The 15176-nt window shown below is 68.3% G+C and carries 15 protein-coding genes; 11 read left to right on the plus strand and 4 right to left on the minus strand.

Translation table 11 applies throughout. The features are described 5' to 3' along the window. The first annotated feature begins 16 nt into the window (after window positions 1-16). The 5 genes from alr to tsaD are packed head-to-tail and all read left to right on the plus strand — an operon-like array spanning window position 17 to window position 4185. Window positions 17-1249 carry an alanine racemase gene (gene alr, locus QE394_RS15965; RefSeq protein ID WP_349035051.1) on the plus strand — a complete coding sequence of 411 codons (1233 nt, stop codon included), beginning with the start codon at window positions 17-19 and terminating at the stop codon, window positions 1247-1249. Then, window positions 1246-1890: a tRNA (adenosine(37)-N6)-threonylcarbamoyltransferase complex ATPase subunit type 1 TsaE gene (gene tsaE, locus QE394_RS15970; protein ID WP_056075219.1), complete on the plus strand. Its 645-nt coding sequence runs from the start codon at window positions 1246-1248 to the stop codon at window positions 1888-1890. Before alr ends, tsaE begins: the two co-directional genes overlap by 4 nt. Continuing rightward, window positions 1890-2561: a tRNA (adenosine(37)-N6)-threonylcarbamoyltransferase complex dimerization subunit type 1 TsaB gene (tsaB, locus tag QE394_RS15975; protein WP_056075216.1), complete on the plus strand. Its 672-nt coding sequence runs from the start codon at window positions 1890-1892 to the stop codon at window positions 2559-2561. Before tsaE ends, tsaB begins: the two co-directional genes overlap by 1 nt. A gap of 44 nt (window positions 2562-2605) precedes the next feature. Continuing rightward, a complete protein-coding gene (rimI, locus tag QE394_RS15980; RefSeq protein WP_268160639.1) occupies window positions 2606-3097 on the plus strand; it encodes a ribosomal protein S18-alanine N-acetyltransferase in 492 nt (163 codons plus the stop codon). Further along, window positions 3094-4185 carry a tRNA (adenosine(37)-N6)-threonylcarbamoyltransferase complex transferase subunit TsaD gene (gene tsaD, locus QE394_RS15985; RefSeq protein ID WP_349035052.1) on the plus strand — a complete coding sequence of 364 codons (1092 nt, stop codon included), beginning with the start codon at window positions 3094-3096 and terminating at the stop codon, window positions 4183-4185. The genes rimI and tsaD overlap by 4 nt, the downstream gene beginning before the upstream one ends. Before the next feature lie 13 nt (window positions 4186-4198). Here tsaD and QE394_RS15990 read toward each other — a convergent pair whose 3' ends face one another. Beyond that, complete coding sequence (locus QE394_RS15990) at window positions 4199-5350, minus strand: glutamate--cysteine ligase (protein WP_056075210.1); 1152 nt, start codon at window positions 5348-5350, stop codon at window positions 4199-4201. A 399-nt stretch (window positions 5351-5749) separates the two neighbouring features. Here QE394_RS15990 and QE394_RS15995 point away from each other — a divergent pair, with 399 nt between their 5' ends. Continuing rightward, complete coding sequence (locus QE394_RS15995; RefSeq protein ID WP_349035420.1) at window positions 5750-7180, plus strand: glycoside hydrolase family 3 N-terminal domain-containing protein; 1431 nt, start codon at window positions 5750-5752, stop codon at window positions 7178-7180. 27 nt (window positions 7181-7207) lie between these two features. Next, complete coding sequence (locus QE394_RS16000) at window positions 7208-8026, plus strand: shikimate 5-dehydrogenase (protein WP_349035053.1); 819 nt, start codon at window positions 7208-7210, stop codon at window positions 8024-8026. 3 nt (window positions 8027-8029) lie between these two features. On the opposite strand, the gene QE394_RS16005 is transcribed toward QE394_RS16000, so the two are convergent. After that, window positions 8030-9265, minus strand: coding sequence for a class I SAM-dependent methyltransferase (locus QE394_RS16005; protein ID WP_091721820.1), 1236 nt, complete (start codon window positions 9263-9265; stop codon window positions 8030-8032). 53 nt (window positions 9266-9318) lie between these two features. Between QE394_RS16005 and QE394_RS16010 the strand changes: the two genes are divergently transcribed. Beyond that, window positions 9319-9696 (plus strand): hypothetical protein, encoded by a 378-nt coding sequence (locus QE394_RS16010; protein ID WP_082497262.1) that lies wholly within the window; start codon window positions 9319-9321, stop codon window positions 9694-9696. On the opposite strand, the gene QE394_RS16015 is transcribed toward QE394_RS16010, so the two are convergent. After that, window positions 9624-10553: a DMT family transporter gene (locus QE394_RS16015; RefSeq protein WP_091721818.1), complete on the minus strand. Its 930-nt coding sequence runs from the start codon at window positions 10551-10553 to the stop codon at window positions 9624-9626. The two genes, QE394_RS16010 and QE394_RS16015, sit on opposite strands and share 73 nt — an antisense overlap. A 224-nt stretch (window positions 10554-10777) precedes the next feature. On the opposite strand from QE394_RS16015, the gene groES reads away from it, so the two are divergent. After that, on the plus strand, window positions 10778-11071 hold the full coding sequence (gene groES, locus QE394_RS16020; RefSeq protein ID WP_003805290.1) for a co-chaperone GroES: 294 nt from the start codon (window positions 10778-10780) through the stop codon (window positions 11069-11071). An 80-nt stretch (window positions 11072-11151) separates the two neighbouring features. Further along, window positions 11152-12762, plus strand: coding sequence for a chaperonin GroEL (gene groL / locus QE394_RS16025; RefSeq protein ID WP_056075200.1), 1611 nt, complete (start codon window positions 11152-11154; stop codon window positions 12760-12762). A 137-nt stretch (window positions 12763-12899) separates the two neighbouring features. Here groL and QE394_RS16030 read toward each other — a convergent pair whose 3' ends face one another. Beyond that, window positions 12900-13502 (minus strand): dihydrofolate reductase family protein, encoded by a 603-nt coding sequence (locus QE394_RS16030; protein WP_056075197.1) that lies wholly within the window; start codon window positions 13500-13502, stop codon window positions 12900-12902. Between the two features lie 64 nt (window positions 13503-13566). On the opposite strand from QE394_RS16030, the gene QE394_RS16035 reads away from it, so the two are divergent. Further along, entirely contained in the window at window positions 13567-15090 is a 1524-nt protein-coding gene (locus QE394_RS16035) for an ATP-dependent DNA ligase (protein ID WP_056075194.1), read from the plus strand. Window positions 15091-15176: the final 86 nt, after the last annotated feature.

Below are 15176 nucleotides of genomic sequence, written 5' to 3' on the forward strand. Positions count from 1 at the left end.
TACTAGAATCGCTACCGTGACTTACCCCGCCCCAACCGGTGAAATCAGCGCTGCTTCAGTGCACGATCCCCACTACGAGCGTTCCGCCGTGATCGACCTTGACGCCATCCGGCACAACGTCCGCCGGCTCGCTGCGGCTGCCTCGCCGGCCAAGGTCATGGCCGTGGTCAAGGCCGACGCCTACGGGCACGGTGCCGTCCCCGTTGCCCGTGCCGCACTGGAGGCCGGCGCTGCCTGGCTGGGGGTGGCGCACATCTCCGAGGCGCTCGCCCTGCGCGCTGCCGGGATCGACGCACCGCTGCTGGCGTGGCTGCACACCACGGACAGCAACTTCGGCGCGGCGGTGGCGGCCGGCGTCGACATTGGCTGTTCAGGGTGGGAACTCGAACGGATTGTTGCCGCGGCCCGCGAGCAGGAGCGCCCGGCCAGGATCCACCTCAAGGTGGACACCGGGCTGGGCCGCAACGGCGCCACCCTGGAGTACTGGGACACGCTGGTGGGCGAAGCCATGGAGTACCAGGACCAGGGCGTGCTCCGGGTGGTGGGCATCTTCTCCCACCTCGCCGTCGCTGACGAACCCGAACGCCCCGAAACCGACCACCAGCTGGCGGCCTTCCGCGACGCGCTCGCAGTGGCCGAGGACGCCGGGGTGGACGCCGAAGTCCGGCACCTGGCCAACACTCCCGCCACCTTGTCCCGGCCGGACACCCACTTCGACCTGGTGCGCGTGGGCCTGGGCATCTACGGGCTTTCACCCTTTGACGGCCAGACTTCCGCGGAACTTGGCCTGCGGCCGGCCATGGCGCTGCGGACCAAGGTGTCCCAGTGCAAGGCCGTCCCGGCAGGGCAGGGGGTTTCCTACGGACTCCATTACCGGACTGCCGGCGCCAGCACACTGGGCCTGATCCCGTTGGGCTACGCAGACGGTATCCCGCGGGTCGCCACCGGCGGGCCGGTCCGGGTGGCCGGCACCACCTACCCGGTGGTGGGCCGCATCGCCATGGACCAGATGGTCATCGACCTCGGCCCGGGAGTCCGGGGGGCCGCGCTGCTGGGCGCCGAGGCGGAGCTTTTCGGCAGCGGAGCCGACGGCGGTCCCACGGCTGATGACTGGGCGCACGCCGCCGGGACCATCAACTATGAGATCGTCACGCGGATCAGTCCGCGCGTGCCGCGCCGCTTCATCAACGAACAGGACACGTCCGGCGGCGGGAACGCTTCTGCGCCCGGCAGGGAAGGGGCCCTGTGAGCGCCGCGAACCTGCCCGGCCACACGGCCGAGGCGAACTGGGAAAGAACCTATCGGGCCACGACGGCGGACCAGACCCATGCGCTCGGCGCGGGGCTGGCCCGGGTCCTGGATGCCGGCGACCTGGTGGTGCTCTCCGGCGAGCTGGGTGCCGGGAAGACCACTCTGACCCAGGGGCTGGGGGAGGGACTGGGAGTGCGCTCCGGCATCATTTCCCCCACCTTCGTGCTGGTGCGGATCCACCCCAATCTCCTTGACGGGCCCCGCCCCGGCGGACCGGACCTCGTCCACGTGGATGCCTACCGGCTCGGTTCGGCCGCCGAAGTGGACGACATTGACCTCGAGAACACCATGGACACGTCCGTGACAGTGGTGGAGTGGGGCCACGACCGGGTGGAACACCTGAGCGAGAACCGGCTGGAGATCGACCTGCACCGCGCCATCGGCCTCGGCGGAGGCTTCGGCCACAGGTCCGTTGCCGACGGGACCACTGAAACCGCGAACGCCGGACCGGACGGGGCACGCGAAAGCCTGGACTTTGATACGGACGACACGGACGAACCACGCACCATCGTCATGCGTGGGTATGGCCCCCGTTGGGCCGACGCTCCGGAGCTGGACGTTGCCGGGGGGGCCAACTGATGCTGATCCTCGCAATCGACACCTCGGCCGTGGCCAGCGCAGCCCTGGTCTCCGACGATGCCCTGGAAGGCGTCGTTGCCAACTTCTCCACCGAGGACACCCGCAGCCACGCCGAAGTGCTGGCCCCGGGCATCGCAGGAATGCTGGCGGACGCCGGCCTCGCTGGAGGAGACATCGACGCCCTGGTGGTGGGTGTGGGACCCGGCCCGTTCACCGGGCTGCGGTCCGGCATCGCCACGGCACGCACCCTGGCCTTCGTATGGGGCAAGCCCCTGCACGGCCTGATGAGCCTCGACGCAATCGCACTGGAGGTGGCCGAGTCGACGGCGGCCGCCCCCGAGTTCCTGGTGGTCACCGACGCGCGCCGCAAGGAGGTCTACTGGGCCCGCTACAGCCTGGCCGAAGGTCAGTTGCCGGTGCTCGAAGACGGGCCGCATGTCGGCTTCGCCGCGGACCTGCCGGACCTGCCCGCGTACGGTGCGGGCGCCGGCCTGTACGCGGACGCACTCCGGGCGGACCCGGACTTTGCCGGTGAGCAGCCGGACGCCCTGTACCTGGGGCAGTTCGCCCTGGCCAGGCTGGCCTCCGGCGCGGGGCTCCTGGACTCCACGCCCCTGTACCTTCGGGAATCCGACGCCCAGGTCCCGGGGCCGCGGAAGAGGGCCCTGTGAGTGCCGCCGGGCCGGAAGGAATTCCGGAGCCCCGTTCCGCCGCTATGGAAAGCGTCGCCATCCGGGACATGACGGAGGCCGATATCCCCGCCGTCAGCGCCCTCGAACAGGAACTGTTTCCGGTGGACGCCTGGCCGGTGCAGATGTTCTTCGACGAACTGGCGCAGCCGGAAACCCGCCGCTACCTGGTGGCCGAAGGAACGGACGGCATCGTCGGCTATGCCGGGCTCATGTGCATTGAACCCATCGCGGATGTCCAGACGATCGCCGTCGTGCCCCACCGTGAGGGCCTCGGCATCGGCAGCACGCTCCTCACCGAACTGATCGACGAGGCCCGCCGGCGGCGCGCCGCGGACGTCCTGCTGGAAGTGCGTGCCGACAACCCCCGCGCCCAGCGGCTGTACCTCCGTTTCGGCTTCCAACAGATCCATATCCGCCCCCGGTACTACCGCGACGGCGTGGATGCCCTGATCATGCGGCTGGCGCTGGTGCCGGAGACAGAAACAGAATCCCCAAGCAAAGGAATCCGGCCATGAACCGCACGCAGCCGCTGGTGCTGGGCATCGAATCCTCCTGCGACGAGACCGGCGTCGGCGTCGTCCGGGGAACCACGCTCCTGGCCAACACGGTGTCCTCATCGATGGACGAGCATGTCCGGTTCGGCGGCGTCATCCCGGAGATCGCCTCGCGCGCGCACCTCGATGCTTTTGTACCCACCCTGGAACAGGCCCTCGCGGAAGCCGGCGCCACCCTGGACGACGTCGATGCCATCGCGGTGACCTCAGGCCCGGGGCTGGCCGGTGCCCTGATGGTCGGAGTCTGCGCCGCGAAGGCACTGGCCGTAGCCACCGGCAAGCCGCTCTACGCCATCAACCACCTGGTGGCCCATGTGGGCGTGGGGCTCCTGGATGACCGGGCAACCGGAAAGCAGCAGGCCCTCCCCGAGAACCTCGGCGCCCTGCTGGTCTCCGGCGGCCACACTGAAATCCTCCGGATCAACAGCATCACCAGCGACGTGGAACTCCTGGGCTCCACCATCGATGACGCCGCCGGCGAGGCCTACGACAAGGTGGCCCGCATCCTGGGACTCGGCTATCCGGGCGGTCCCGCCATCGACAGGGAGGCCCGCACCGGCAACCCGAAGGCGATCCGTTTCCCGCGCGGCCTCAGCCAGCCCAAGTACATGGGAACGTCGGACGAGCCGGGCAAGCACCGCTACGACTGGTCCTTCAGCGGACTGAAGACCGCCGTGGCCAGGTGCGTGGAACAGTTTGAAGCCCGCGGGGAAGACATCCCGGTGGCTGACATCGCCGCCGCATTCCAGGAAGCCGTGGTGGACGTGATCTCCTCAAAGGCCGTGCTTGCCTGCAGGGAACACGGGATCAAGGACGTGCTGCTGGGTGGCGGCGTGGCCGCAAACTCGAGGCTGCGGGAGCTCACGGGACAGCGCTGCGCGTCGGCCGGAATCCGGCTTCACGTTCCGCCGCTGGACCTGTGCACGGACAACGGGGCCATGGTGGCCGCCCTCGGGGCGCAGCTGGTCATGGCGGGCGCCGAACCCAGCGGGATCGGTTTCGCACCGGACTCCTCGATGCCCGTCACCTCGGTCTCCCTCCAGGCCTGAACACCCCCGTACGTCAGGCGGTGGGGCCGTTGCGCATCTGCTTGACCAGGTCCAGGACCACGGCCTGCAGGTTGCCGCCGTTGTCCTCCGCCACGCGCCGCTGGCGCTGGTAGCCGGCACCGCGGCGGATGATCTTCTCGACGTCGGCCAGCTCATCCTGGCAGCCCAGTTTCGCCGCTACGGGCTCCAGCCGGTTCAGCGTTTCCATCAGGTGGTCCGTCACCAGCTGCTCCTTGCCGGCGGCGTCCAGGATGATGATGGCATCCATGCCGTAGCGGGCGGCACGCCACTTGTTTTCCTGGACGTGCCACGGCGGCATGGTGGGAATGGTGCCGCCGTTGTCCAGGGTGGTGGAGAACTCGTCCACCAGGCACTGGGTGAGGGCCGCGATGGCGCCGACTTCCTCCAGGGTGGCCAGGCCGTCGCAGATGCGCATTTCAATGGTTCCCAGGGCCGGCACCGGCCGGATGTCCCAGCGGATCTCGGAGATGGTGTCGATCACCCCGGTGGTGAACATGTCCTGGACATAGGACTCGTATTCAGACCAGGACGGGAACTGGAACGGCAGGCCCGCGGTGGGCAGCTGCTGGAACATCAGGGCACGGTGCGAGGCGTAGCCGGTGTCCTCGCCGCCCCAGAACGGGCTGGACGCGGACAACGCCTGGAAATGCGGGAAATAGTTGACCAGTCCGTCGAGCACGGGGAGGGCCTTCTCGCGGCGGTCCAGGCCCACATGGACGTGCACGCCGTAGATGACCATCTGCCGGCCCCACCACTGGGTACGGTCAATGAGCTTGGCGTAGCGGGCCTTGTCCGTCACGGGCTGCAGCTGCGGCGGGCTGAACGGGTGGCTGCCGGCGCAGAAGAGCTCCACGCCCATGGGATCGGTGATTTCCCGGACGGCGGCCACGGAGCGGCTGAGGTCTTCCTTCGCCTCGGCAGCGGTCTCGCAGATTCCCGTGACCAGTTCCACCGTGTTCAGCAGCAGTTCCTGCTTGATGTGGGGGTGTTCGTCATCCTCGTTCAGCTCGGGATGGCGGGAGGCGACACCGCGGAGCACCTCATTGGCGACAGACGCGAGTTCGCCGGTGCGGCCGTCCACCAGCGCCAGTTCCCACTCAACACCAAGGGTTGATTGCCTCGATGGTGCGAAGTCGATCTTCACGCATTTCCTCACTGTCCGGGATGCCGCTGGCTGGTGCCGCTTCCGGGACGTGCCGGCAAACGAACGGGTGTTTCAAGTCTATAGCGCAGGGGTAGCATCATAATGATGTCCCCGTTCCAACGCCTGCGTGACAGTACCCACAAAACCCTTCCCCTGATCGCGGCTTTGTCCGTTGCTGCCCTGGCCGCGTGCACGGCAGGGCCGCCCACTCCTGCGCCCTCAACGCCGGCGTCGTCTCCGTCAGCTTCCGCATCGGCGTCGCCCGGCACGTCCCCGGCAGCGCCGCGTACGACGCCGGCCCCCACCACGGCGTCCCCGTCACCTGATCCGGGTTCCCGGCCCCTGGGCTGGGGCCCCCAGCAGCGCGACCAGGACGCGGCAGCAGCCGCCGTGGCGGCCATGGCGCCAGAGCAAAAGGCCGGCCAGGTCCTGCTTCCTTTCTACGGCGGGCAGCAGGTGGAAGCGCAGGCAGCCGCCATCGAACGTTTGCACCTGGCCGGCAGCATCATCATGGGCGACAACGTTCCCCGCGACCCGCAGGGAAAAGTGGACGTCGACGCCATGACGGCGGCCAACCAGCGGCTCTCCCGGGCGACCACCGCTGACGGTGACCCGTGGCCCGGCATCGTCGGCGTGGACCAGGAAGGCGGTATCGTGGCCAGGCTGGGAGCGCCGCTGACCGAATGGCCAACGCCCATGAGCTACGGTGCCGCTGGAAACGCGGCCCTCACGCGGGACGCCGGGCAGGGTGTGGCAGGTGAGCTGGCACCGCTGGGCTTCAACCTGGACTTCGCGCCGGACGCGGATGTCACCATCGGCCCCAAAGACCCCACCATCGGCGCCCGGTCCATGTCCGGGGACCCGGCAGCTGCGGCGACGCAGAGCGTGTCATTCGCCCAGGGCATGCTGGCCGCCGGGGTGCTGCCCACCGTCAAGCACTTTCCCGGCCACGGTTCGGTCACCGCCGACTCGCACCTTAGCCTCCCGCTCCAGAACGCCGGCGTGGAGGAGTTGCGCGGCCGGGACTGGAAGCCCTTCCAGTCAGCCGTCGACTCAGGCTTGCCGATAGTGATGACCGGGCACATCGCCGTGCCCGCGCTGGAACCCGGCGTGCCGGCGTCGCTCTCGTCCAGGACCTACGCCGCGCTGCGTGGCCTCGGTTTCAAGGGCGTGGCGGTGACCGATGCCCTGAACATGGGCGCCGTCACCAAGCAGTACCCGGCCGGTTCCGCCGCCGTTTCCGCCCTGGCCGCCGGGGCCGACCTGCTCCTGATGCCGGCCGATGCAGCGCAGGCGCACGCCGCAATAGTCCAGGCTGTGGCCTCCGGTGCCCTGCCGAAGGAACGGCTGGACGAAGCCGCCACCCGGGTGGCCACCATGATGATCTGGCAGGGGCGGAGGGGGTCCGCGCCCGCCCCCGCAGGCAGTGGCGCGGCACTGTCCGCCAAGGTCTCCGGGTCCGCCATCACCATCCTGGCCGGCAACTGCAGCGGACCGCTGGTCCCCGGCGCTGTCCGGGTAACCGGCGGGGGACCGGGCGACAAGGAACGGTTTGAAGCCGCGGCCGCCCGCGCAGGCCTGGCCGTCGGCTCGGGACCACTGGTCAGCCTCATCGGGTACGGCGGCGCGCCCGCCGGCGGCGACATCGCCGTCACTTTGGATGCCCCCTGGCCGCTGCAGGGTTCCCCCGCTCCGGTCAAGATCGCACTGTACGGCCGGACCGACGCCGCGTTCGATGCCCTGGCCGCCGTGCTGGCCGGAAAGACGACGGCCCCCGGAAAGCTGCCGGCCGCCGTCGGGCCCTATCCTGCCGGCAGCGGCTGCGCCTAACCTCCCCGGGCCGCGTTTAATGGACAGGTGCCTATCCTCAATAAAGACATGACCCTCTGCATCTCCCTCTCGGCCCGGCCCAGCAATAACGGGACGCGCTTCCACAACCACCTGTACGGGCAGCTGGACCTGAACTGGATCTACAAGGCCTTCGCGCCCACCAACCTGGAGCAGGCAATTGCCGGCGTCCGGGGCCTCGGTATCCGCGGCTGCGCCGTGTCCATGCCGTACAAGGAGGATGTGATCGCGCTGGTGGACGAGATGGACCCCTCGGCCAAAGCCATCGATTCCGTCAACACCATCGTGAACACAAACGGGCACCTCAAGGCCTACAACACCGACTACACGGCTATAGAGCAGCTGCTGGCCACCAACTCGGTGCCCACCGACTACTCGGTCCTGGTCCAGGGCGCTGGCGGCATGGCGAAAGCAACCGTGGCGGCGCTGCGCGACGCAGGCTTCACGGACGTCACCGTCATCGCCCGGAATGAGGCGGCGGGCCGGGCGCTCGCCGAACAGTACGGCTTTAGTTGGCGTGCAGCGCTCGACGGCGGTATGGCGGACATGATCGTCAACGTGACACCCATTGGTATGGCAGGCGGTGCGGACGCCGATGCGCTGTCCTTCCCGCCAGAAGCCATCGACGCCGCGAAACTCGTCTTCGACGTGGTGGCGCTGCCGGCCGAGACACCGCTGATCCGGGCGGCCCGGGCGGCGGGCAAGCCGGTGATCACCGGTGCTGAGGTGGCCACCATCCAGGCGCTGGAGCAGTTTGTGCTGTACACCGGTGTGCGTCCCACGGCGGACCAGGTACGGGCCGCCGAGGAATTTACCCGCGCGCAGTAACGCCTACGCCGGCTTGACCGGCTCCACCTCGATGGCCACCCGGTCCTCGCCGATGCGGGTGAGGACCAAGGTGGCGGTCCGGCCGCCCTTCCTGTTGCCCGCGCCCTTGCCGCCCAGCAGTTGCTTGCGGAGTTCCTCCGGCGTGACGGCGGTGCCGCGCTTCTTGATGTCCAGCACGGTGATGCCTTCCTGCTTCACCCAGGACTTCAGCGCCTTGACGTTGTACGGCATCACCCGCAGGACCTTATAGGCGCGGGCGAACGGGGTATCTGCGAGGGCGGGCGAGCAGATGTAGGCGATGTGCTCGTCCAGCAGGTGCCCGCGCAGTTCGAGCGCGAGGTCGGCCACGAGGCCTGCCCGGATGACCGCTCCGTCCGGCTCATACAGGTACCCTTCAGCCGGGCCCACCGGAGCCTCGGGGCCCTCCCCGAAATCCTCCCCGCTGGTCAGCTCGGCCGCTCCCTGCGGTCCCAGCAGCAGGGCCGCGCGGCGTATCCCCGGCCGGCTGACCGAGTTGAACCACAGGGCCACTTCGGTGACGTCCCCACCAACGGACACCCACTGCGCTTCGCAGCCCTGCGGAACCGAATCGTGGGGCATGCCCGGGCCCATCTTGACGCCCACGGCCTTCCCGGACGCGGCAAGGGACTCCACGAAGGACAACGGGGGAGAGAACGCCTCGGGGTCCCAGATGCGCCTGGTGCCGGAGGTGGAGGTGACCCTGCGCGCCGGGTCCAGCCAGACGCCGTCCACCCCGTCCAGGGGGACCGAGGTGGCGTCGGCGTGCACAACCGCCGCATTGGGAAAAGGGATGAGGTTCACCGTGGCGCACGCGGCCGTGGTTTCATCGAGCTCCACTGCCGTCACGGCGATATCCAGGGAGGCGAGGGCCAGCGAATCGGCGCCGAGCCCGCAGCCCAGGTCCGCCACGTGGCTAACGCCGGCGGCGGCGAACCGCTGGGCGTGCCGGGCGGCAACATTCAGGCGGGTGGCTTGTTCCAGCCCCGCCTGGGTGAAGAGCATTTGCCGGGCGAACTCGCCGAACTTCGCTCCGGCCTTCGTGCGGAGCCGGGACTGGGTGAGCACGGCGGACACCAGTTCGGGGCTGTGGCCGGCCTTCCGGAGTTCACCGTTCAGGGCGAAGGACCCGTCCTCGGTGTAGGGGCCCAGCGACGCCAGCAACTCCCATCCTTCGGGGGTCAGCAGTGGTGCAATCTGGTCCTGGGGAGCGTGAGCCATGCGTTCCAGCCTAGTGCCCCGGGCTGCGGCGGGATGCCGATAGTGTTGAACCCATGGTTGACAGCGCAGGTCCCGAACAGTCCGGAGAACAGCCGCCCCCGGTCCAGGGTCCGGCTAGGTACGCGCGGCCCGCGTTGATCGCCGGTGCGGTGCTGGCAGTGGTGTGCCTGGCGCTGCTGGTCATCATCTTCTTCCTGGACACGTTCAACGCCACTGTCTATTCCGTGGGCGGTAACAACATCCAGGACAACACGCAGGAAGCGCAGGACATCCGCGGCCTGTATTCCGGTGCGCGGGCGGGAGGAATCGCCCTCCTGGTGGCGTCGCTGCTGGTGGTCCTCGCCTCCTCCGTGGTCCTCTACCGGGCCCGTAACCGGGGCAACGCCTCCGATGGCGGCGAGGACGTCGGCTTCGACGACCTCGGCCGCTGAGGGCGCTGGCCCGCACCCGTCAGCAGGACCCCCGAAATCACCAGGACGCCGCCTGCAATCTGGGCCGCCGTGATGGGCTGGCCCAGCAGTACGGTGATGATCGCCGTGAAGACCGCGATGAGGTTGAGGTAGTTTCCGGCATTGGCCGCGCTGGTGCGCTTCAGCGCCAGGTTCCACAGCAGGTAGGAGCCCAGCGAGGGGAAGATGGCGATGAACGCCAGGGACCAGGCTCCGGACTGGCTGGACGGGAATCCTGCGCCGGTCACGGCGGCCACAGGAGCCAGGGCAACGGCCGCTATGGCCGCCTGCAGGGCTGTGGAGGTGACGGCGGGTACGGCTACGCGGCGGGCCAGGACCGTGTAGAGGCCCCAGACGGTGATGGCCGCCAGGATCAGCAGTTCGCCGGCGCCCAGCGAGAAGGTCAGGAGCCGCTGCAGCTGCCCGCCGGTGAGGACCAGCAGGACACCCGCCAGGCCAAATACCAGGCCGATCCAGCCCAAGGGCCGCGGTCTGTCCTTCAGCAGCACCGCGGCAAGCACCATGATCAGCACCGGGTTTGCGGCCGTCACCAGGGATGCGTTCAGTGCTGACGTGTGCTGGAGGGCGCTGTAGAGCAGCAGCGTGTAGGCGGTCATGCCGAGCGCGCTGAGCATGAGCAGCGTGGGCCAGTGGCGGAGGACTGCCCGCCAGTTGGGGCGGTCCACCACGTGCGCGAGGAACAGCAGCGGCAGGGCGGCCAGTGTCCAGCGCCAGAACGTCAACTGCAGCGGGGCCATGGACTGAACGGCGGCCTGGCCCACCACGAAGTTTCCGGCCCAGAAGAGGGTGGCAAGGATCAGGAAGAAGGCGGCTCGCACCGGTTCAATGTACAGGCTAAGTGTTCTCCGATGACGAAATGGCTGGCACTCGCCTTGACCGAGTGCTAACCCCGGCCTAGAGTCTTCATTAGCACTCTCCCTAGGAGGGTGCTAACACATGAAGAGCTGCCAGCCTGGCTGCTGCCGGCACCGCGACGACGGTTGCCAGCCACGGCAAACGGCTTTCAAGTCCACGAATTTGCTGACGAAAAGGAGAGGTCCGAGTGTCGGTCTCTATTAAGCCTCTTGAGGATCGTATTGTTGTCCGCCCGCTCGAAGCCGAGCAGACCACGGCTTCCGGCCTGGTAATCCCGGACTCCGCGCAGGAGAAGCCGCAGGAAGGCGAAGTTGTCGCAGTTGGCCCCGGCCGCTTCGAAGACGGCAACCGCGTCCCGGTCGACGTAGCTGTCGGCGACGTAGTCATCTACTCCAAGTACGGCGGAACCGAAGTCAAGACCGGTGGCACCGAGTACCTCGTGCTGTCCGCCCGCGACGTCCTGGCGATCGTCGTAAAGTAAATCTTCCGGATCCCCGCGCCGCTGGTCAAGCCTTGATGCTGATCAGCTGCGCGGGGTTTCTGTCTTGAAAGGACACAACCATGGCAAAGCAGCTTGCGTTTAACGACGCTGCCCGCCGGTCCCTCGAAGCCGGCATCGACAAGCTCGCCAACACTGTCAAGGTGACGCTCGGCCCCCGCGGCCGCAACGTCGTCCTGGACAAGAAGTGGGGCGCACCCACCATCACGAACGACGGCGTCACCATCGCCCGCGAAGTCGAGCTGGACGACCCCTACGAAAACCTTGGCGCACAGCTCGCCAAGGAAGTTGCCACCAAGACCAACGATGTTGCCGGTGACGGCACCACCACCGCAACGGTCCTGGCCCAGGCACTGGTCAAGGAAGGCCTCCGCAACGTGGCCGCAGGCGCCGCTCCCGGCCAGATCAAGCGGGGCATCGAGGTTTCGGTTGAGGCCGTGGCTGCCCGCCTGCTCGAGAACGCCCGTCCGGTCGAAGGCACCCAGGTTGCCAACGTGGCCTCCATCTCCGCCCAGAGCGACGAGGTGGGCGAACTGCTCGCCGAGGCATTCGGCAAGGTGGGCAAGGATGGTGTGATCACCATCGAGGAATCCTCCACCACGCAGACCGAGCTGGTCCTCACCGAAGGCATGCAGTTCGACAAGGGCTACCTGTCCCCGTACTTCGTCACCGACGCAGAGCGCCAGGAAGCAGTCCTCGAGGACGCCCTCATCCTGATCAACCAGGGCAAGATCTCCGCCGTGCAGGAATTCCTGCCGCTGCTGGAGAAGGCGCTGCAGAGCTCCAAGCCCCTGTTCATCATCGCCGAGGACATCGATGGCGAGGCCCTGTCCACGCTGATCGTCAACCGCATCCGTGGCACCCTCAACGTGGTGGCAGTCAAGGCTCCCGGCTTTGGCGACCGCCGCAAGGCCATGCTGCAGGACATCGCCACCCTCACCGGTGCGCAGGTTGTTTCCCCTGAGCTGGGCCTGAGCCTGGACACCGTTGGCCTCGAGGTGCTCGGTACTGCCCGCCGCATCACCGTCACCAAGGACAACACCACCATCGTTGACGGCGCCGGTTCGGCCGAGGACGTCTCCGCCCGCGTTGCCCAGCTCCGCGCTGAGCTGACCCGCACCGACTCCGATTGGGACAAGGAAAAGCTCCAGGAACGCCTGGCCAAGCTGGCCGGCGGCATCGGCGTGATCAAGGTTGGCGCTGCCACCGAGGTCGAGCTGAAGGAAAAGAAGCACCGCATCGAAGATGCGGTGTCTTCCACCCGCGCCGCCTTGGAAGAAGGCATCGTGGCCGGCGGCGGTTCCGCGCTGATCCACGCCCTGAAGGCACTGGATGAGGACCCGGCCGTCAAAGCGCTCGAAGGCGACGCTGCAGCTGCTGTCGGCATCGTCCGCCGGGCCCTGGTCCAGCCGCTGCGCTGGATCGCCCAGAACGCCGGTTTCGACGGCTACGTCATCACCGCCAAGGTGGCCGAACTCGACACCAACAACGGCTTCAACGCCAAGTCGGGCGAGTACGAGGACCTGATCGCTGCAGGCGTCATCGACCCCGTCAAGGTCACCCGCGCTGCCCTCCGTAACGCTGCCTCCATCGCAGCCCTGGTTCTCACCACCGAGACCCTTGTTGTGGAGAAGCCGGCTGACGAGGACGAGCACGCAGGCCACAGCCACTAAGGCTGTTGTCCCGCGGGTAAAGCCGCGAATACAGAGAACCGGTCCGGCATCCGCCGGGCCGGTTTTTTGTGTGCCGTCAATGGCTGGGCCCATGCCGCCAGGGTTCCCTGGCCGGGCGAAGCGAGGTTAGTGGCGGCCTAAGTGGCATCCATCTCCCGGGTTTCAACGACTCCGGCACGCTCATAGACCAGCGACACCGCACCTTTTGGAAAGGAACGGACCGGCTCGGCGAGGCGGAACGTGGAAGGGACGGTCCCGGCGTCGAACAACCGCTTTCCCTGCCCGAGTGCCACAGGATAGAGCCACAGGTGGAGGCGGTCCAGCACGTCGGCGGCCAACAGTGAACGGATGAGTTCGCCGCTGCCGAACATCTGCACTTCGTCATACTGCCGGCGGAGCTCTCCTGCCGCCGCCGGGTCCGGGAGCACCGTGGTGCCCTCCCATCCGGGATCGGTGAGGGACCCGGACACCACGAACTTCGGGACCCGGTTGAGCACGCCGGCGATCTCGTCTGACTGGTGCGGCCAATATGAGGCAAAGATGTCGTAGGTTTTCCGGCCCAGGAGCAGGGCATCCATGCGGTCGATGGCCGCGGCGATGTCCGCCCCTGCTTCATCATCGGAGACCGGCGCCTGCCAGCCGCCGAAGGCGAAGCCGTCCGTGGGGTCCTCCTCCCGGCCACCGGGCGCCTGGTACACGCCGTCAAGGGTGATGAACAGGTTCGCAACGATGATGCCCATCCGTCCATTCTGGAACCGGCCGTCCGTACCTGTCGAGGGTCCGGCGGCGTGGCAGACTGTTGCCATGCTGCTGGACGAGCTTGTGAGGACCACTGACGCCGTCGCGTCCACCCGCTCCAGGCTGGCGAAGGTGGACGCCCTGGCCCAGCTGCTGAAGCGGCTCGACCCCGCGGACATTCCTGCCGCCGTCGGCCTCCTCACCGCCAAACCCCGCCAAGGGCGGGTGGGCGTCGGGTGGCGCGGCATGTCAGCGGCCATGGGAGTGCCTGCCGCGGAACCCGGCCTCACCCTCGCCGCCCTCGACGCCGCGCTGGACCGGCTCCAGGCCCTCGCCGGAGCGGGCTCGGCAGCCGAACGCGCGGCCACCCTCCGCGAGCTCACCGCAGCGGCAACCGAACGGGAACAGGCGTTCATCGGCGGCGTGCTCCTGGGCGAACTGCGAACGGGGGCGCTGGAAGGTGTCCTGACCGATGCAGTGGCCCGCGCAGCGGAGCGCTCCGTCGAGTCCGTCCGCAGGGCCGCGATGCTGTCCGGTGACCTCGGCTCGACGGCCCGGCTGGCGCTGACCGGCACAGCGGCGGAGCTGGACGAGGTTGGCCTGCAGGTGGGCCGGCCCGTGCAGCCCATGCTCGCAGGGACCGGCGCAAGCGTCACGGCCGCGTTGGAGACCACGGGCGAAGCGTCCGTGGAATACAAGCTCGACGGCGCCCGCATCCAGGTGCACCGGTCCGGCGACGACGTCCGCATTTTCACGCGCACCCTGGCCGAGGTGACGCACCGGCTCCCCGAGGTGGTGGAGGTGGTGCGCGGATTTCCGGTGCACGATGTGATCCTCGACGGCGAGACCCTGGCCCTGGGAGAGGACGGCGCCCCGCGGCCGTTCCAGGAGACCATGTCCCGGTTCGGTGCCGACGCCGCACGCACCACGGTGCTGCATCCCTGGTTTTTTGACGTGCTGCACATTGATGGCCGGGACCTGCTTGATGAACCCCTGTCCGAGCGGATTAAGGTGCTCGAATCCATTGCCCCCGCCCACCGGATCCCGGGGGAGATTACCGCGGACCCGGAGGTTGCCGGGCGGATATCGCGTGACGCGCTCTCGGCGGGACATGAGGGCGTGATGCTGAAATCGGTGGGGTCCGTGTACTCGGCCGGGCGCCGTGGGTCCAACTGGATCAAGGTCAAGCCGGTGCTCACCTACGACCTTGTGGTGCTCGCATGCGAGTGGGGCTCGGGGCGGCGCACCGGGATGCTGTCCAACCTGCACCTTGGTGCCCTCGACCCTGCCGGCGAGTTCGGTGAGCCCGGCGGGTACGTGATGGTGGGCAAGACCTTCAAGGGCCTCACCGATGCCCTGTTGCAGTGGCAGACCGAACGGTTCCAGGAGATCGAGGTGCGGCGCACCGCCGGCACCGTCTGGGTGGAGCCGGTCACCGTCGTCGAGATTGCCATCGACGGCGTGCAGCAGTCCCCGCGTTACCCGGGCCGCATCGCCCTCCGCTTCGCACGGGTCAAGGGCTACCGCGAGGACAAGACCGCCGCTGAGGCCGACACCATCCAGGCCCTTCGAGCGCTGCTGCGCCCCTGATTCGGCCGCCGGCCTGCTGCTTGTCTGGCGCGGGTGCCCGGCGTACGGTGACGCTTAGGCACCGCTGCGGCCAGCGCACGACGGCG

It is taken from the genome of Pseudarthrobacter sp. SORGH_AS 212 (assembly GCF_030818145.1).
Lineage (GTDB): Bacteria > Actinomycetota > Actinomycetes > Actinomycetales > Micrococcaceae > Arthrobacter.